Annotated in this window: 18 protein-coding genes; 12 read left to right on the top strand and 6 right to left on the bottom strand. The window is 46.8% G+C overall.

The genetic code is table 11. From position 1 onward, the window contains the following. The first annotated feature begins 97 nt into the window (after positions 1-97). A complete protein-coding gene (locus ACLVWU_RS13170) occupies positions 98-1,381 on the top strand; it encodes an MFS transporter (protein ID WP_413575246.1) in 1,284 nt (427 codons plus the stop codon). Between the two features lie 10 nt (positions 1,382-1,391). After that, positions 1,392-1,979, top strand: a complete 588-nt coding sequence (locus ACLVWU_RS13165; protein WP_413575245.1) for a DUF2239 family protein — start codon at positions 1,392-1,394, stop codon at positions 1,977-1,979. A gap of 326 nt (positions 1,980-2,305) precedes the next feature. On the opposite strand, the gene ACLVWU_RS13160 is transcribed toward ACLVWU_RS13165, so the two are convergent. Beyond that, the gene (locus tag ACLVWU_RS13160) at positions 2,306-3,403 is read right to left on the bottom strand and encodes a competence/damage-inducible protein A (RefSeq protein WP_413575244.1); all 1,098 of its coding nucleotides are present in this window, start codon (positions 3,401-3,403) and stop codon (positions 2,306-2,308) included. A gap of 164 nt (positions 3,404-3,567) precedes the next feature. On the opposite strand from ACLVWU_RS13160, the gene ACLVWU_RS13155 reads away from it, so the two are divergent. Genes ACLVWU_RS13155 through ACLVWU_RS13140 form a run of 4 tightly spaced genes read left to right on the top strand, consistent with a single transcriptional unit; the run spans position 3,568 to position 6,890 of the window. Then, on the top strand, positions 3,568-4,776 hold the full coding sequence (locus ACLVWU_RS13155; RefSeq protein ID WP_413575242.1) for an acyl-CoA dehydrogenase family protein: 1,209 nt from the start codon (positions 3,568-3,570) through the stop codon (positions 4,774-4,776). A gap of 11 nt (positions 4,777-4,787) precedes the next feature. Then, positions 4,788-5,504, top strand: coding sequence for a TrmH family RNA methyltransferase (locus ACLVWU_RS13150; RefSeq protein ID WP_413578798.1), 717 nt, complete (start codon positions 4,788-4,790; stop codon positions 5,502-5,504). Between the two features lie 22 nt (positions 5,505-5,526). After that, positions 5,527-6,435 carry a fused DSP-PTPase phosphatase/NAD kinase-like protein gene (locus tag ACLVWU_RS13145; protein ID WP_413575241.1) on the top strand — a complete coding sequence of 303 codons (909 nt, stop codon included), beginning with the start codon at positions 5,527-5,529 and terminating at the stop codon, positions 6,433-6,435. Next, a complete protein-coding gene (locus ACLVWU_RS13140; RefSeq protein WP_413575240.1) occupies positions 6,435-6,890 on the top strand; it encodes a hypothetical protein in 456 nt (151 codons plus the stop codon). Before ACLVWU_RS13145 ends, ACLVWU_RS13140 begins: the two co-directional genes overlap by 1 nt. Here the strand turns inward: ACLVWU_RS13140 and ACLVWU_RS13135 are convergent. Together ACLVWU_RS13135 and ACLVWU_RS13130 are read right to left on the bottom strand one after the other, a co-directional pair. After that, complete coding sequence (locus tag ACLVWU_RS13135) at positions 6,887-7,936, bottom strand: YncE family protein (protein WP_413575238.1); 1,050 nt, start codon at positions 7,934-7,936, stop codon at positions 6,887-6,889. The genes ACLVWU_RS13140 and ACLVWU_RS13135 overlap by 4 nt on opposite strands. Positions 7,937-7,945: 9 nt before the next feature. Then, positions 7,946-9,514, bottom strand: a complete 1,569-nt coding sequence (locus ACLVWU_RS13130; RefSeq protein ID WP_413575237.1) for a class I SAM-dependent methyltransferase — start codon at positions 9,512-9,514, stop codon at positions 7,946-7,948. A gap of 82 nt (positions 9,515-9,596) precedes the next feature. Between ACLVWU_RS13130 and ACLVWU_RS13125 the strand changes: the two genes are divergently transcribed. The 3 genes from ACLVWU_RS13125 to ACLVWU_RS13115 are packed head-to-tail and all read left to right on the top strand — an operon-like array spanning position 9,597 to position 11,598. Beyond that, on the top strand, positions 9,597-10,181 hold the full coding sequence (locus ACLVWU_RS13125) for a LemA family protein (protein ID WP_413578797.1): 585 nt from the start codon (positions 9,597-9,599) through the stop codon (positions 10,179-10,181). Next, positions 10,181-10,924 carry a TPM domain-containing protein gene (locus tag ACLVWU_RS13120; RefSeq protein WP_413575236.1) on the top strand — a complete coding sequence of 248 codons (744 nt, stop codon included), beginning with the start codon at positions 10,181-10,183 and terminating at the stop codon, positions 10,922-10,924. The genes ACLVWU_RS13125 and ACLVWU_RS13120 overlap by 1 nt, the downstream gene beginning before the upstream one ends. 32 nt (positions 10,925-10,956) lie before the next feature. After that, complete coding sequence (locus tag ACLVWU_RS13115) at positions 10,957-11,598, top strand: TPM domain-containing protein (RefSeq protein WP_413575235.1); 642 nt, start codon at positions 10,957-10,959, stop codon at positions 11,596-11,598. Here ACLVWU_RS13115 and ACLVWU_RS13110 read toward each other — a convergent pair. Then, complete coding sequence (locus ACLVWU_RS13110; protein ID WP_413575233.1) at positions 11,595-12,047, bottom strand: hypothetical protein; 453 nt, start codon at positions 12,045-12,047, stop codon at positions 11,595-11,597. The genes ACLVWU_RS13115 and ACLVWU_RS13110 overlap by 4 nt on opposite strands. After that, complete coding sequence (locus ACLVWU_RS13105) at positions 12,031-13,188, bottom strand: beta-ketoacyl synthase N-terminal-like domain-containing protein (protein WP_413575232.1); 1,158 nt, start codon at positions 13,186-13,188, stop codon at positions 12,031-12,033. Before ACLVWU_RS13105 ends, ACLVWU_RS13110 begins: the two co-directional genes overlap by 17 nt. A gap of 197 nt (positions 13,189-13,385) precedes the next feature. Between ACLVWU_RS13105 and ACLVWU_RS13100 the strand changes: the two genes are divergently transcribed. Next, complete coding sequence (locus ACLVWU_RS13100) at positions 13,386-13,733, top strand: KH domain-containing protein (RefSeq protein ID WP_413575231.1); 348 nt, start codon at positions 13,386-13,388, stop codon at positions 13,731-13,733. Between the two features lie 47 nt (positions 13,734-13,780). Here ACLVWU_RS13100 and ACLVWU_RS13095 read toward each other — a convergent pair whose 3' ends face one another. Next, a complete protein-coding gene (locus ACLVWU_RS13095; RefSeq protein ID WP_413575230.1) occupies positions 13,781-14,467 on the bottom strand; it encodes a hypothetical protein in 687 nt (228 codons plus the stop codon). Positions 14,468-14,742: 275 nt separating this feature from the next. Here ACLVWU_RS13095 and ACLVWU_RS13090 point away from each other — a divergent pair, with 275 nt between their 5' ends. Beyond that, a complete protein-coding gene (locus tag ACLVWU_RS13090; protein ID WP_413575229.1) occupies positions 14,743-16,083 on the top strand; it encodes a ferritin-like domain-containing protein in 1,341 nt (446 codons plus the stop codon). A 2-nt stretch (positions 16,084-16,085) separates the two neighbouring features. Further along, entirely contained in the window at positions 16,086-17,015 is a 930-nt protein-coding gene (locus ACLVWU_RS13085) for an acyltransferase domain-containing protein (protein WP_413575228.1), read from the top strand. The last annotated feature ends 43 nt before the right edge of the window (positions 17,016-17,058 follow it).

The following is a 17,058-nucleotide window of genomic DNA, read 5'->3' as shown; positions in this document are numbered from 1 at the left end:
AAGTGTTGTGGCGACTGAATAATATTACCCGGGTGATATTGTGTTTTGAATATAACCCGGGTAATATTATTTAAAGTTCCCCACCGAAAGGCTCACCATGAGTTCACCCAACGATTTTATTCAGCAGGAAAAAGCCACATTCAGTCGCGATCAATGGATCATCATTGCGTTGCTGGCGTTTTTGCAGTTCACAATTATTCTGGATTTCATGATCCTGTCGCCTTTGGGTGCCATCTTGATGCCCTCCATGCAAATCTCGCCATCCCAATTCGGAATGGTGGTTTCGGGATATGCAGTCAGTGCTGCAATTTCGGGATTCTTGACCGCGGGTTTTGCCGATAAGTTTGATCGCAAGAAGTTACTAATGTTTTTTTACTGCGGATTTATTTTGGGAACTTTGTTCTGTGCCCTGGCGCCGAACTTTCATATGTTATTGGCAGCAAGGATTGTGACAGGATTGTTTGGTGGCGTAATTGGCTCCATCGTCTTTGCGATAATGACAGATTTGTTTCCGCTGCAACAGCGTGGACGAGTCATGGGCATTTTGCAGACGGCGTTTGCGGCAAGCCAGGTTATGGGCCTTCCCTTGGGGCTTTGGCTTTCCAGTAAATGGGGTTGGCATTCTCCGTTTCTGATGATTGTGTTTGTCAGTACATTGGTGGGCTTTGTGATTTGGGCCAAGCTTCCTTCCATCACAGCACATCTGGCTTTGCAAACGGATAAAAAAGCCCTGACTCATATGATTCACACGGTAGCAACTCCGAAGTATGCGTTCGCCTTTGTGTTGACGGGGATTCTGTCGATGGGTGGTTACATGATCATGCCATTTGCAAGTGCTTACACAGTTCACAACTTGGGTATTGATATAGACAATCTTCCATTGCTTTACATGGTCACGGGCTGCGTTTCGATTTTTGTTGGACCCTTGGTGGGACGAATCAGTGATGCCATTGGTGGTTACACCACGTTTATTTTTGGCAGCATTGTGACAGCTATCATGACAGTGATTTACACGAATCTGGGCTCCACATCACTGGGGATGCTGATGTTCGTGAACTCATTAATGTTTGTCGGGATCTTCTCGCGCATGATTCCTTCCCAGGCTTTGATGTCAGGAATTCCGGCTCCAGCCAGTCGTGGGGCATTCATGTCCATCAATGCCTCTTTGCAGCAGCTGGCGGGCGGATTGGGTTCAATCGTTGCGGGTATGATTGTATCTGAAGGAGCCGATGGCAAAATTCAGCATTTTGAATACGTGGGTTACATCATGGTGGGGTTCACTGCCCTGACTGTTTACATGATGTATTTTATTAATCGCGATGTGATGGCATCACGGAATAAGTCTGCAAGTCCTGCGGTCGAACCTTCCCTGGGACACTAAGGAGAATTTTATGGAACCAAGAGTGGATAGAACTTGTACCGCTTTTGCGGGAAACAAAATAATCGCCTCTGGAGATTTGGTGGCAGTCGCCACCAAAGTGAAAAAATACCTTCGGGATAATGGCAAAGAAAACGTTTTGATTTTTGATGACGTGACCAGCGCGCAGGTGGAATTGGATTTGCGTGGAACTCTGGAAGCCGTTATCAAAAGATACGAGCTTCTTGCCAGTGAAGCGGAAGAAAAAAAGTCAGGTCCGGGGCGTCCCAAGCTGGGCGTGGTTTCCAAGGAAGTGACTTTGCTGCCTCAACATTGGGAGTGGCTGGCTTTGCAGCCGGGTGGTGCTTCGGTGACATTACGTAAATTGATCGAAGAAGCGAAAAAGAAAAACTTCACCAAAGATCAGATCCGCCAGGCACAGGACGCGGTTTACAAATTTATGCACGCGATTGCCGGTGATCTTCCGAACTACGAAGAAGCACTTCGCGCGATGTATGCCTACGAAACTAAGAAGTTCAAAAAGATGATTGCCGATTGGCCCAAAGATCTTCAAGAACACATTCTGAAAGTCGGCCGGGAAGCCCTGGCCAATGTGAAATAAGGTGGTGCTTCGCAAGGCCCCGTGGACTCAGTACCGTGGGATTTTAAGGCCCATCCTTGGGCCAAAGGCTAGCGAGCTAGCTTAGGTCGGTAGGAACGTTCCAGAGGTAAAGATTTAGAGTTACAAGAGTTCTTTGATTATTTTGATAATGACCAAAATAACCACTAGAATCTGCTTAATAAGCTTTAAAATCGTCCGATAAGAAAAATGTCTGTTCTTCATTCGGACCTCCTTCAGTATTCCGGAAGTGAGTCCGTCCTAAAGGTGACCTTGCGAAAGCAAGTGTCACCTTTTGCATTTCTTATACCCTGTAAAATGTTGGAAAATTAAAGATGGCGGAGCCAGAAGACCATGGCCATTTCTGCGAAGTACTGCGCGCGGCGCTCCTTCATAGGCATGGCTTTGTAAGGTGCGACTATAGTGTCGGTGGTTTTCTTGTTGCCGCGTTCGATGCTGACGGAAACAGAGTGTTCGCCCTTCGGAGTTAACTGCAGGCGAATTTGCGCTTCGGGATCCACTGCGTGACTGGAAAAGCTCCAGGATTTTTCCTTCATGAAGTCACGCATGACCGGCATTAAGCGATTCATTAAAAATTGTCCGGTGGCAGCGTCTTGTAAACTCACTGAGGAATAACTTTTCAAAGCCAAGGACAACATCAGCGGCACATCCTGCTGATCGCGCGTGATGGTGATATCATGTAAGGCTGCCGTCACACGCTCAACATGCACGCGCATGTTTTCTTCTTGGGATTTAAAGAAAGACATCTTAACTTCCACGTAGGGAAGATGAACGCGGTAACCTTTTTCCACATTCACGTTGGCCAAAGCTTGTTCAACGATCGTTGCGACATCGGACTCTCCCATGCCGATCGTATCCCAGTGGCGAGTGATGTAGGGATCAAGGCCTGCCACACTTTTTTCCAACCATGCGGCTATTTCGGAATTCCACACCGCTTCGATTTCACGAGGAGGGCCTGGCAATACGAAAATCTTTTTGCCTTTTGCCTCCAGGAAAAATGCATTCGCTGTGCCTTCAGTATTTTTGATAATTTTTGAACCTGCCGGAAAGTAACATTGCTGACGTTGAATTTCTTTGACGATGTAACCGCGTGGCTCCAGGCGCTCTTTGATGTGTTGCCAGGAGACTTCGTCCCACTGCAATTTCAAACCAGTCCATTCGGCGATCAGCTCGCGGGTGAAGTCATCGGATGTGGGACCCAAACCACCGGTCACAAACATCAGGTCGGAGTACTGCCCACAATAGTCCAAAGCCTCAGAAATGAGTTTTCTCTCATCTGGAACTACAAGATGGAGTTTTGTGGTAAGTCCGAGATTTTTCAGTTTTTCGGAAATCCAGGCTGCGTTTTTATTCACAATTTGGCCGTCGACCAACTCGGTTCCAATACCTAATACTGAGGCGATCATGTGAGTCTCCTTTCAGAAGGTTAGGCCGCTGGCCCAACGACGTCCAGATTCTTCCGAAAAGTGCCTGAAATTTGCTAATATTGCATAGCGTTACAGGTGCTAAGCCTTGCGGATTACACAGGGTTTTCCTAGATTCGCTACTCTATATAAATGTAGGAGCTACCATGTCCTTTAATTGGAAAGAATTCGATCTTTACAATCCCACACCTGAGCACAGCATGTTGCGTGAAACTGTCAACGCTTTCACCAAAGCTGAAGTCGAACCTCAAGCTCATGAGTATGATCGTTCAGAAAAATTCAATCTTGAGTTGTTCAAAAAAGTTGGTGAGTTGGGACTGTTGGGTATCACAGTACCAGAACAATTCGGGGGAGCCGGGATGGATGCAACTGCTGCTGCCATCGTTCATGAAGAGTTGTCTGCATCAGATCCTGGATTTGCATTGGCTTATCTGGCGCACTCAATGTTGTGCGTGAACAACATTGCCGTGAATGGCAGTGATGAGCAACGTCTTCGAGTGCTGCCCAAACTTTGCTCTGGCGAATGGGTTGGCTCTATGTCCATGTCTGAACCTGCAATTGGTACGGACGTCTTGGGCATGCAAACTCGCGCTGTAAAAAAAGGCAATGAGTGGGTTCTGAATGGTCGTAAAATGTGGATCACGAACGGAACCATAGATGAAAACAACACTCCTTGTGATTTGACTCTGGTGTATGCAAAGACCGGCGAAAAGCACGGTCGCGCAATGATTTCCACTTTCTTGGTTGAAAAAGATCATAAAGGTTTCGAAGTTGGTCAAAAAATCAAAGACAAGTTGGGTATGCGTGCCTCTAACACGGCAGAGCTTGTGTTCCAGGATTGTCACGTTCCTGACTCAGCATTGATCGGCCATGAAGGGGATTCGATGCTGCACATGATGCGCAATCTTGAGATCGAACGCCTGACATTGGCGGCGATGAGCTTGGGGATTGCCCGCAGATCTATCGAGATCATGAATCGCTACGCAACCGAGCGCGAGGCCTTTGGCAAATCATTGAATCACTTCGGTCAAATGCAACGCTACATCGCTGACAGCTACGCTGAATACAAATCAGCGCGCGCTTACGTTTACGAAACGGCTCGTCGCATGGATTTGAATAAAGAAGGCAATCGTCTGGATTCAGATGGTGTAAAACTTGTGGCAACGACGATGGCTAAAAACGTCGCAGACCGTGCTATCCAGGTTTTGGGTGGTTATGGTTACGTGGGCGAGTACGTAGTTGAAAGACTATGGAGAGACGCGAAGTTGCTGGAGATCGGTGGCGGTACGCTGGAAGCGCACCAAAAGAATATCACTCGCGACTTGGCTAAAAACCCAGAATCGCTTTACAAGTAGATCGGTTGTTCATGTTTCCCTACGGTTCTGAGATCGAGATCAATGCGAATTTGAAAATTAACTACAAATTGGTTCTGGAAAAACTGGGACCTCTTTTGACTGCCGATCGTATTCAAAAAATTGATCGCGTGGTTGCGCAAAGAAATTTCGACACCGCCGTGGTTCTGGAAAGTATTTATGACCGAGGTAACATCTCCGCCGTCATGCGATCCGCTGAAGGATTGGGCTTTGGCAATTTCCACGTCATTGAAACTCAGGAAAAGTTCAAGGAATCAGCCCGGGTCACTCAAGGGGCTGACAAGTGGGTGGAAGTCAAAAAATGGCAAAACACCACGGATTGTGTAAAGAACCTGAAGTCTCAGGGTTACAAAATCTATGTCACACATCTGGATGCACGTTCAAAACCTCTGCACGAGGTGGATTTCTCCGGTAAGACGGCCTTGGTATTGGGGAACGAGAAAAACGGTGTCAGCCCCGAAATGGTGGCTGCTGCTGACGAGTGTATTATCATTCCAATGACGGGTTTCGTACAAAGTTTCAATATTTCAGTGGCGGGGGCATTAAGCCTTTACCATATTTCTCAAGATCGTATGAAACGCGGTGGTGGTAATGCTTCCTTAACAAATGAGGAGCAGGATATCTTGCGGGCTTACTATTATCTGCGCACCCAGGATTCGGGTTTTCAATATCTTGAAGAACTTTTTGCAAGAGGGCAGATTAAGGCTTAAGCTTCCCTAATAGGGAGGACTTATGAGAAAATGGATTTTTCTTCTGCCTTTTATCGTCGCAGCCTGCGCCGAAAAAAGTGTAAACCCGGAGCCGGCAACTGCGGCGGTCAATAATCCTTCAGCTGCTGCTGATTCAGATAAAAGCAAATTACCGTTTTTTATGACCATGCCCAAAGCTATGGAGCCGGTCGAGTTGGTCTTTGACTCTAAGTATGATGGGCGCAAGCCGGTCAATTACCGTAAAAACGACAAGCTTAAAATGTCGGGCAGTGCCAGCTATTCACCTCAGGCATTAAAAGATATCGCAAAGCCTGCGAAAAAACTAAAAGCTCAATTGTATGTTTTCGATCTTCGCCAGGAATCCCATGGCTTTATCAATGATAAACCAGTGACCTGGCAGGCGGAGCGTGATTGGGCCAATGCCGAGCTTGGCCACGAGGATGTGATCCACCGTGAGCGCCGTCTTTTGGGTGATTTGAAAGTCGGAGAGAAGATTGCAGGCACAGAAATCAAAAGCATCGAAACTGAGGAAAGCCTGGTGCGCAGTTCAGGACACCACTACGTGCGCCTGACCGTCACCGATCATGTTCGTCCGACTGATAACGAAGTGGATCGCTTTATCGAAGCCGTTCGTGATTTGCCAGAAAGCAATTGGGTGCATTTTCACTGTCGCGCCGGCAAAGGTCGCACCACCACATTCATGGTTCTGTATGACATGCTGATGAACGCACAAACGGATACTTTTGATGCCATCATCGAACGCAATACAAAGTTGAGCGACGACTATGATGTGATGACCATTCCTGCAGAATCTGACTGGAAGTATATCTATCAAAAAGAACGAGCTGCCTTTGTACAGGAGTTTTATAACTACGCAAAAGCCAACCCTAAAGGGGAAGCTAAGTTCTGGTCGCAGTGGAGCAAGAAGTAATGGGTAAAATTTTAGGTCTGTGTATGTTGGCGTTGATGCTAAGTTCCTGCGCCACGATGAAAAAGAATTTTTGTAAATGCGAAGAAGAGCTGGATTTACCTGCAGAGTGCAAACCCCGCGTGATAATCAAAAAAGTTCCAGTACCTGCGCCAGGGGCCCCTCCGGCGAAGCCTGTACCTCAGGTGAAAACCGGTGGTGGTATTGTGGTTCAGCAGTCTGATCTGGATTTGGGCGATAAGATGGCCCGTGCGATGGACAACTATGTTTTCAATAACGAGGCGGATGAATTCACAAATCTTTGCAAAGATGAACGATTTGACTGTTTCGTTGATGACAAACGTTTTCCGAAAGACCGTAAACGTATCAAGCGTAAAGTTCCACCGTTCTTGAGTGGCTCAAAAATGGGTCTTCAGGACGAGAAACGCATCCATATCAAATACAATTTCTATCCTTAAGGTGCGGCAGGGGCCCAGTCCATTCCATCGGGACGCGGGCCTATATCCAACTTTCCGCTGATTTCCATTTTTTGCAAATCGATAATTGAAATGTATCCCGCAGGTGTGCAGGAGACAAAGGCGCGATTTCCTGAAGGTTCGATCAGGATGTGGGCTGCTCCCTTGCCAAGATTAATTTTCTTAAGTTCTTTGAGCGTGGTCGTATCGTAAATCAACAGATCCCCGGTTCTTAAGCTCGAGATTAAAATCCGTTTGCCATCGGGTGTGAATTTGGCCCGGCTGATACCCAATGTTTTCGTATCGATCGTTTCGATGACTTTTTTGGTCGGAATATCAATGATCGAGACCGTGGCATCATGGGCGTTGGTCACCCAAATGCGTTTTTTATCAGGGGAAATATCAAAACCTTCTGCACCCTTGCCTGCGGGAATGACAGTTTGTAGCCAACCCATTTGGGGCTTGGCGGTGGGGAGTGGTTTTCCAATTGGGGGAATCGGTGGCGGCAAAAGCAGGTTATCCAGAATGCTGACTGTGCCCGAATCAACATTGGTTGCGTAAACTTGCTTTTCATCAGCAGAAACTTGCAGCATGTGAGTTCGATTCTGTCCAATGCCCATGATCCAGTCGACTTTACCATCCTTGGGATTTAGCCGAGCCACAGATTTTGAGCCCTCTGCGGTGAACCAAAGTTTTCCTCCGACGTACGTCATTCCGTGAGGTCCCAACAGGGCGCCGGTATCCAGGGAGGGCAGGGCTTTCATTGTGGGGATATCAATTACGTTAATTTCGTGAAACTTCCCACTGCCGGTATTTGAAACATAGGCGAGTCGTCCGTCTTCAGATACGACGACTTCATGGGGATCTTCTCCCACAGGGGCTTTGCCCAGGATTTTTAAAGTCTGGGGATCCACGAATACCAGGGTGTGATCTGTTTTGGAAATCGCCAGCAAGATGCTTTTGGAATTATCTTTGGCAAAAACTGCAGTTGAAAGAAGGGAGCCTGTTAGTAAAGTCAGTATCCCATGTTTCAACTTATGCTGTGCCATTTTGTGTTCCTAGTTTTTGCGGATGATGATGGACTTCATTAAAGGTTCTTGATCCGGCAGTTCAAAGTCCAATCCTTGAGAAGGTGCCGGCAGAATTTTAAAAGAAAATTCGCGCTTCAATTTTTCCAGGCGCAGATGCAGGTCGCCGCTATTCCACTTTTCATAGTTAGTGCAGAACAACAGCAGACCATTTTTTTCCAGGCAATATAGGCAGTTCACTAGCAATTCATCAAAGTTTTTGCTGATGGAGAAAACACCATTCTTTGAACGGCCGAAGGAAGGAGGATCGCAAATAATCAAACCGAACTTGCGTTTGCGGCGAACTGTGCCTTTAAGGAACAAGATGCAGTCGCTGTTCCAGAACTCATACTTTTCATGTTCCGGATCAAGGCCATTCAGTTCGAAATTCTTTTTGCTCCAATCCAAAAAATTGGAGGAGACATCCACTGTGCAGACTTCTTCAGCTCCCGCCATTGCCGCAACGACGCTGAAACCACTGGTGTAGGAAAATAAATTCAGAACGCGGCGGTCTTGCGCGTGTTCGCTGACCCACAGACGATTCTCACGTTGATCCAAAAACAATCCTGGGGAAAGGCCGGTATCACTGCGGAGTTCGTATTTAACACCGTTTTCTTTGGCGATCCACGTGGGTTGGGTTTGTCCGATATTCCAAAGCAGCTCGGCATTGGGATCGTCACCGCGGTTTAACATTTTGCGGATGAGGATTTTCTTTTTTAGTTTCTTGGCGATTCTTTCAAAGCGCAAAAGATCCGGCACAGAAGGGTCTTCTTCCTTGTACCAGTACACCCATAGGTATTCACCGTATTGATCGATACGATAGGTGTCCAATTCACGGTGTGCCAAGCGCAGAGATTCGTCTTTCAATTCAGAAAATCCAAAAAGACGTTCGCGTCGTTGGAAAGCTTCGGCAACCACCAGGTCTTCCTGATGTTCATTCAGCTCGCCGTCGCGAGCCCAGATAGGAAGGTCAGTTTCAAATTTGACGTGTTCACCGCGCAAAGTGAATTCCAAAGAATGGGAATGAAGGCAAAGTCTGTAAAACGGACTGCCGCCATGTTCATTATCACCCAGAATTGGAATGCCCTTGGCTTCGGCATGCAGGCGAATCTGGTGGGGCTTTCCTGAATGAGGCGTAGCTTCCCAAAGTTGAAAGCGTCCCAGGGATTTTAACCATCTGAAAGTCGTTTTCGAGTTGGGTTCTTTGTCTTTGCTGCTGACAAACTGATTTCGGACTTTTTCAATGTACGACTGGTAAGTGAACTCCAGCGCGCCTGCCGGGTGATCAGTTAAAAAAAGATATTTCTTACTTACCAAATGTTGTTCAAAAAGACGGGTCATCTCGGCGGCGATTTCAGAGCTCGTCGCAAAACACAACGCACCGGAAGTGGCTTTATCAAGGCGATGCACCACGTAAAGCTTTTGATCCAATTCCTCTTCGTACACTTCAACGCAACCACGCTGCCCATGTTCTGGGGTGTGCGTGTTGAGCCCTGCAATCTTGTCAACAAAGATGCAGCCGGCTGTCGGGGTGTAGCGAAGCTTAATCGTGCGTGTCATTCGACTAATATAGACCGGTTTTCATTGAGCGTCACTGAGAGATTCGATAGAAATGGTCATGGAGGATTTTCCTATGAAAACTATGTCTAAAATTCTTTTGGTTGCTATGGTATTGCCATTTTTGGCCGGTTGCGGGATTCAAAGTATCCCTCAATCCAAGAATGCGACTGAAGCTGCATTGGCAGAAGTATCAAATCAATACAAACGTCGAGCTGACTTGATTCCAAATCTTGTGAACGTTGTTAAAGGTTACGCGAAACATGAAGAGACCACACTGACTCAAGTGGTGGAGGCTCGTGCAAAAGCCACGGCTATGCAAATCGATCCTTCCAAAGTAACGCCACAACAATTGGCCGAATATCAAAAAGCGCAAAGTGGTTTGTCACAGGCTTTGGGTCGTTTGATGGTAGTGACTGAAAACTATCCCAACCTAAAAGCGGATCAAAACTTCCGTGATCTTCAAGCGCAATTGGAAGGTACGGAAAATCGTATCACGATTGCTCGTCAACGTTATATCGAGTCGATCAATCAATTTAACAACCTGGTAACTGTTCCGCCGACAAGCTGGACAAACTCCATCATGTACCACTTCGAAAAAATGCCTCAGTGGGATATGACTGCCGAAGAAAAAGCGACTGCAGAGAAAGCTCCAGAAGTTAAATTCTAATGAAGGTTCTATCTTCGCTTTTTCTTCCGATTCTTTTGTTCGTGAGCTTTGCTGCTCACGCCGAATTCAAGGTGCCAGCCTTGCAAGGCCCGGTCATGGACGAAGTGGGAGTCATCCCACGCTCCATGCGCCAGGATTTGACCCAGCTGTTGTTGGATTTCAACAAACGCGGAAAAGCACAGATTCAAATCCTGATCGTGAATACCCTTGAAGGCGAACCGATCGAACAGGCTTCCATCAAGATCACCGATCAATGGAAATTGGGAGATGCGAAAAAGGACAACGGTGTTTTGTTTCTGATTGCACTTCAGGATCGACGCATGCGAATTGAAGTGGGACAGGGGCTTGAAGGCGCAATTCCTGATGTTTATGCCAAACGCATTATCTCGGATGTCGTAACACCTTATTTCCGCAAGCAGCGATTTGCCGATGGCATTTATGCCGGTGTCGGACAACTGATGGCATTGGCCGACAAAGAGTTTGCTGATGAGCAAGGTATCACCACGGAAACTCGCTCTGATGACAAGGGCGGTGGAATTCCCATCGGCGTGATAATTCTTTTATTAATTATCATATCTGTACTGGGTCGTTTCGGTGGTGGTCGTGGTCGACATATGCGCGGATCAGGAGGATTCGGTGGCGGCACTTTCGGCGGTGGCTTTGGCGGCGGTGGAGGCGGTGGCGGCGGTTGGTCCGGTGGCGGTGGTGGATTCAGCGGTGGCGGATCTTCGGGTTCTTGGTAAGCGCTTCGCGAATGCGCATATTGGAGTGAACAATGGCTTGGATTAATAAATACCTTTCTGAAAAAGACATCGAGCAGATTTCCCAGACCGTGCATGTGGTGGAGGAAAATACAGACGGGGAGATCGTTCCCGTTATCGTCAGAAATTCATCCTCGGTCGGGCATATTCCGATGACGCTGACTTTATTGTTGCTGTTGATTCTGGTGATCGCAGAGCTTCCCTTTGCAGACCTTCTGTGGGCAACCCCCTGGGTTTATGTGTGGCCGTTCTTGGTGGTGGCCGTTTATTACCTTTCATTTGCCTTGGCAAAATTTCCATTTATTCAAAAAATATTTGTGCCCGAAAGAGACGAGTTGGCTCAGGTTCATCAACGGGCTCAGTTGGAATTTTATCTGAACAAAATAAACCGCACCCAGCAGGGGACGGGCATTCTGATATTTGTTTCTGTGATGGAACGTAAAGCTGTGATTTTGGCGGATGAGGGAATTAACAGCAAGCTTCCTCCAGAAACGTGGAATGAAGTCTTAGGAAAGTTCAGTGAACAATTGCACAAGGGTGACTGGGCAGCGGGATTTACCGCAGCCATCGAAGCCTGCGGCAAGCATTTGCATCAGCATTTCCCTCACACTGATGATGGGCACAATCAGCTTAAGAATAATTTGGTGATTCGCTAGCTCTCCGGATAAGACGAAAAAAGCACCACGCGTTTTTCGTCTTCAATGACTGAAGGGCTGGTAAACAACCACGCGATTTTACCGGTCTTTGCTATCTCTTTGCATTCATTTTTTGCGAACTCGCTGGTCTTGATTCCATTATTAAAGCACAACACGCGACCGTTAAATCCCAGAATCTGCATCATGATCGAAGCCTGCATATTGGGGAATGTGAAAATAAACTTTCCGGGATCTTTGGCTCCGTCTTCCACGAATTCAAAATCAGACAGATTGGAACCTTCGGGCAAAGCCAAAAAAATAACATCGGGGTGAGGACGGTCTTTAAGGTATTCCCACCGATGAAGAGCCTCGCAAAAAGCGTAACTGACTTCATTTAATAAGTTCCACTGCGGGAATTTTTCTTTCCACGCGGGTTCAGGACGATTGCCGATCTCAATCAGGATTTTCATTGTTTACCTCTTCAACACCGATTGCACACGCAGCGTAGACTCCGGTGAAAGCCAGTGAAGTAATCAGAATTTGGCGGTACCTGATGCCGGGTCCGTTTTGGAAATGAGGCAGTAAGTATTGCGCTTTCATTGAGGCAGAAATCTGAGAGGTGTTATGAATACGAAAAACTTTTTGTGTCTTTAGAACTTCAGCGGCAGCGATAATATCGATTAAGCCACTCGCTCCCAATGAATTTCCAATACACCATTTGGTCGAGGTGATAGGCACTTGCGAATCGCCAACGGAATCCAAAAATGTGACAAGAGCCTCGTCTTCGACGGCGTCATCATCCTGGGTTCCCGAACCATGTGCCACCACTAAATCAGGATGGACGGGAGTGTGGGAGTTTAACTCTTGAAGTACTTGCAACAATGTCTGACTTTCAGCTTCGGGTGGAATATGTGGTATGCCTTGCGTTTTTGTGACGACGCCCTGGATTTTGATGTCTTCAGGTGATTTGCGATCCCGCGATATCAACATCATCGCCAATGCTTCCCCTAATTGCATGCCATCGCGATCTTCGGCGAAGGGGCGACAGCTGGTGTGGGATAAAGCTCTTAGCGAGTCGTAGCCTTTTTCTAAGAACGGACCCACTAGCTCGCCAGAAATGATCAAGGCATATTCGGCGCGCTCACTTTTAAAAAGATCCTGAGTGTATTCCAGGGCCGCATGGGTCGAGATGCACGCGTTCGCAACCGTGCAGTCAAATATCCACGGCAAACCAACTGAGTTTTCCTGGAAGTAGGTGAGGATTTCGGAATAAGGATCGTGCATCTCGCGAATGTTTTCTTTTGTCGCAGTCCAGATGTAGTCTTCGAGTGCTCCCTTGTTGGAAGCAAAAATAAGGACCATCCGATTTTTTGTCAGGTCCAAATACGCATCCTTGGATAGGCCTTCTCGCAATGGATGTACGAGTTCTTTAAAGCCATTCACGAAAATGTCGCGATAGCTGTGATTTTTTTCTGGGGAGTTTTTCAGATAGCAGACTCTGCCGCCAGATTCCCCCACGACGGAACAATCTTTTCCCGAATACAGAGCGGACATCAATGCTGGAGTGCCCACACCGGCTGCTGTCGTGCATGAATAGTTTTGGATGTACACGGCGACTCCTTCACAAAGATATTATTTTCTCTGATTTTTATATTCAATTTGTCGTTTTCCGGATTCAAAAGACGATCGTCTGGACACGGTGGACAAGGGCTAGTCAATCCGAGCATCCATTTAATTTCGTGGAATATTTCCGAAATGTAATCAAACATCAATTAAACGGAGAGACTATGAGCAATCAGGAGAGAAGGATGCCAATCGTAATTCGTAAGTCAGGACAAGCGGATGGACAAGGTTCCAGCATTGTTGACCTCAACTTTACACCAAACAAAAGTGAGATCTTGGAAACTACAAGAAAGAAGATGGAAGACATCTTGATGTTGATCGTTGACCATCCAGAGGAAGTTTCTGTCGGTATCGTGCATGGAGAGCGCACGACGATTTTCAAAATTGAATGTTCGCGTAGAAATTTTGGCAGAATCCTGGGGTCCCGGGGGAAAATGATCGCGAGCCTTCGCACGATTTCTTTGGCACTGACTGCAAGACACGGCATCCGGTCTATTGTCGAGGTTCCTTACTTTGCGGCTGAAGCTGCCTAAAGTAGCGAGGAGAGAACATTGTCTCTCCTCGAATAACAAATAACTCACTATTCTTTAGTTTCTTCCATCGATCCCAAATTTAAAAAATCAGAATTTGGGATTGGCGTATCCAAAAGCAGGTATTCAATCACATCATCAATGGCACCATCAGTTGTTGCCACCAAGGAAACCTGCTTGCTTAGGTAAGCACCTTCAAATGTGTATGTGTTGCCGGATCTTTTAACGTTCAAATCAATCCAGTAACCATTCATGTAGCCTTTGAACCAATATCCATTGGAAGTTCTGATCATGTAAAGATCAGCAAGTTCATTTTTAAAGAAGCCGGTCGCGCGACCGTCCTTGCGATGTTCAGTTGGAACATCGAAGCGAAGAGAGGGGCGGTGATTTTTGAAAACTCCCTTAAACCATAATGTGCCGTTGTTAGTGTGTTCGATTGCCAATTCTACTTTGCGACCATCCAGCTGACCATTCAGGGAGGTCTGTGTAGCGCTGTGATCGATGTTCAGCGCCGTCAAACCATCAGCAGCTGTGATTTGTGTTGCCTTTGAAGTATTTTGAATTTGAAGCTGTTTAGAAACGGAACCGGAATGCAAATTCCATTGCTGACTGTTTTCAGAAGTGCTGATTTGCCAGTTGATTTGGTCTGCGCCCCATGTGCCTTGGACAGTTGTTGCGGCTTGCGCGCCTGTAGCAAGCAATAAAGTCGAAGCGAAAACTGATAGAAGATTCTTCATTGGTAACTCCTTAAATTGATACCTGATTAGGCCTAGTCAGAATCCCGAAGGGGGTCAATAGAATCTGCTATGGGTGGGCATTTGGGAAGCTACTTGAGAGTTAACGGGAGGTGAATGGACGCTCTTGGACGCACGCCAGTCGCCGTGCGTTAATCATTTCAGAAATGGCGAGTTTCCCAAGGGAATCAGTTGTTTGTATTTTAAGGGAACAGAGATTGATTTCCTAAATGTCATGGCAGGTTCAGCAACAATTTGTTCTATGCTATGGCATCCATATGAAAACGTTTGCGAGTACAATTCAAGATTTGATGAGTGAGATTACTCAGGATGCGCACATTGAGTCAGCGTGGCTGACAGCAATGGCGCACATGGAGCATCTTGCAGCAGAGCAGATTCTGGGCAACATTTCCCAATCCACTCCACCGGAATTTGTGGAAGAGATCCGCACGCATGCGGCAGATGAGTATCGTCATCGCGACGTGATTTCAAAAATCCGGCCGATTCAAGAACCGGCAAATGAAGCAGAGCGAGATTTGCGAGCGCGACTGTGTGCCATGACCGAATCATTCACTATGAGCTACTTTGGCAATCCGGTTCTGGTGCAGGCGAACAATCGCTTTGCAGCTTACGTTCATGGTGCCATCACCATCGAACAGTTTCCTTTCCAAATTTATTCTTCCTACATTCCAGCGACAAAGTTCCTGCACATCCGCGAAGCGATGACGGATGTTCTTAGCGACGAGTCGGCTCACATACAATTGGGTAAAAAGTTTCGTGAATCACTTTCCGAAGAAGATCAGCTTTCTTTGCAGCAGTTACAGGCGATCGAAAAAGACATGTGCAGAATCATGATTCTGCGTATGACGGAACTGATCAGGGTCTACAAAAAATCCCACAATGTTCAGACTGCAGGCAGCAAAGCAAGTTCACGTCTGGCGTGGATGCTTGGGGAAAGACCTGCGGCAACTTTAGCTTGGGTGCAGGCTTTGGGTTTTTGTGAATCAAATGCTGCCATTCATATGCAGCGCGAGTTCACCTCTCGCAATCTGTCTTTGCCTCCGCAAATGCCCGAGCACGTTGAAGATGAATTGCGCCATGCAAAGCTTTTGCATCGTTCAGTTCTATTGGAGCGTCGTCGTTGGTTGGCAGTTCCTGGTTATAAGGAGCTTGAGCATAAACTGAATAGAAAAATGGAAAGATACCTGGGGCGCTTCTTCAGTGCCTTGGTGCGCGAGCTGAAAGATCCCGAAATGTTGTACCTGTATGGGGCCTGGGGATTGGAAATGCGCGTATTTAAGCACTACACCGATCTGGTCAAGTGGACGGATAATGTGGGTGTGGCTTATATCGTATCGCAGATTTTGGAAGATGAAGCCGAGCACACCAAGATGGTGAATGCGACTTTGAACGAAAAGAATCTGTTGAATCCGGAAATTCTAAAATTTGTTCGCCAAATGGAAGAGGATATTTTCGAGAAGACTGCGGCAGATATAATTGAAATTCTGGCGGAGTTTGATCTGAAGCCGTCTTTTATGCCTCCGTATATCGCGGCTTTCCCAAGTTATCCTTCGCAAGGTTCAGTTGAAACCGAACAACCGGCATTGATGGAGATCTAATCGTGGCAGTCGCTTATATTTTTCCGGGACTGAATGCCCTGATCAGAAAATCAGACCGCAATCGTTTTTCACATCTTCCCGAAGTGCAGAACTATTTTTTGAAGGCCGAAGAGATCATTGCGGCGCGCTTTGAAAAAAAGATTTCTTTTAAAGAGTTCCTGGAGCTTCCCACTGAGGAAATCTATTCGATAAAAAATATCAGCCTGGCGGCCGTGGCAATTTGCTGCATTCAAACCGGAGTTGCTGAACGCCTGCGCGACAAATTGGGACAGTCACCGGATTGGGTTATGGGATGCTCGTTGGGGGATCTTGCCCGTGCGGTTTTTGCCGGGGCCTATAGTTTTGAAGACGCCATTTTCAATCACATCTGGTTCACACAAAGAATTGATGGGATCGATCAAATCGGTCGTAACATTGGTGTGCTGGCTCCCAAGTCAGAAAAGTTTGAAGAGCAGGACTATGCCTGGTTTGCAGAGACTCAGGTGGATGTGTCCTGTCTTACCCCGCGTTTTCTGAATGTTGGCGGAAGATACGAAGATCTGAAGAAAGTTGAAGAACGCGCTCGGGAGAAGGGCTGGAATACCATGAATATTCTGGACTACCCCGCGCACTCTCGTTACATCTTGCCGTATGTTTTAGCGGTCGAAAGTGACTTCACTCATGTACGCACCTATTCGCCACAGATCAGAATTTTTTCAAGCTTAAGCGCCCAAGAGCTGACGGATCCGAAAATAATCAAAGAGGAATTCCTGCTAAGCATTACACGCACAATTCACTGGTCTGAAGCGGTACAAAGACTGGTTCAGGAAAAAGGCATTTGTAAGTTTATCAATGTTGGTCCTTGTCGCAGCCTTTCAGGATTAATGCGAGATATTCCGGTGAACGTAGAAACAATCGAAGCCTTCGAAGTATTGGAGCAAATTCATGTTTAACGTTAAATCGTTTCGAGCAAACTAGACTGTAAAAAACTTAGTT

This window comes from Bdellovibrio sp. HCB290 (genome assembly GCF_047305925.1).
In the GTDB taxonomy this organism is placed as follows: Bacteria; Bdellovibrionota; Bdellovibrionia; order Bdellovibrionales; family Bdellovibrionaceae; genus Bdellovibrio.
Note: the sequence above shows the minus strand (reverse complement) of the source record. Positions and strands in the feature narration are given on the sequence as shown.

Coding starts and splice junctions, on each gene's coding strand:
- ACLVWU_RS13130 (WP_413575237.1), bottom strand. CDS start 9,514: ATGACACGCACGATTAAGCTTCGCTACACCCCGACAGCCGGCTGCATC.
- ACLVWU_RS13125 (WP_413578797.1), top strand. CDS start 9,597: ATGTCTAAAATTCTTTTGGTTGCTATGGTATTGCCATTTTTGGCCGGT.
- ACLVWU_RS13165 (WP_413575245.1), top strand. CDS start 1,392: ATGGAACCAAGAGTGGATAGAACTTGTACCGCTTTTGCGGGAAACAAA.
- ACLVWU_RS13110 (WP_413575233.1), bottom strand. CDS start 12,047: ATGAAAATCCTGATTGAGATCGGCAATCGTCCTGAACCCGCGTGGAAA.
- ACLVWU_RS13095 (WP_413575230.1), bottom strand. CDS start 14,467: ATGAAGAATCTTCTATCAGTTTTCGCTTCGACTTTATTGCTTGCTACA.
- ACLVWU_RS13145 (WP_413575241.1), top strand. CDS start 5,527: ATGAGAAAATGGATTTTTCTTCTGCCTTTTATCGTCGCAGCCTGCGCC.
- ACLVWU_RS13140 (WP_413575240.1), top strand. CDS start 6,435: ATGGGTAAAATTTTAGGTCTGTGTATGTTGGCGTTGATGCTAAGTTCC.
- ACLVWU_RS13090 (WP_413575229.1), top strand. CDS start 14,743: ATGAAAACGTTTGCGAGTACAATTCAAGATTTGATGAGTGAGATTACT.
- ACLVWU_RS13115 (WP_413575235.1), top strand. CDS start 10,957: ATGGCTTGGATTAATAAATACCTTTCTGAAAAAGACATCGAGCAGATT.
- ACLVWU_RS13160 (WP_413575244.1), bottom strand. CDS start 3,403: ATGATCGCCTCAGTATTAGGTATTGGAACCGAGTTGGTCGACGGCCAA.
- ACLVWU_RS13150 (WP_413578798.1), top strand. CDS start 4,788: ATGTTTCCCTACGGTTCTGAGATCGAGATCAATGCGAATTTGAAAATT.
- ACLVWU_RS13100 (WP_413575231.1), top strand. CDS start 13,386: ATGCCAATCGTAATTCGTAAGTCAGGACAAGCGGATGGACAAGGTTCC.
- ACLVWU_RS13155 (WP_413575242.1), top strand. CDS start 3,568: ATGTCCTTTAATTGGAAAGAATTCGATCTTTACAATCCCACACCTGAG.
- ACLVWU_RS13135 (WP_413575238.1), bottom strand. CDS start 7,936: ATGGCACAGCATAAGTTGAAACATGGGATACTGACTTTACTAACAGGC.
- ACLVWU_RS13170 (WP_413575246.1), top strand. CDS start 98: ATGAGTTCACCCAACGATTTTATTCAGCAGGAAAAAGCCACATTCAGT.
- ACLVWU_RS13120 (WP_413575236.1), top strand. CDS start 10,181: ATGAAGGTTCTATCTTCGCTTTTTCTTCCGATTCTTTTGTTCGTGAGC.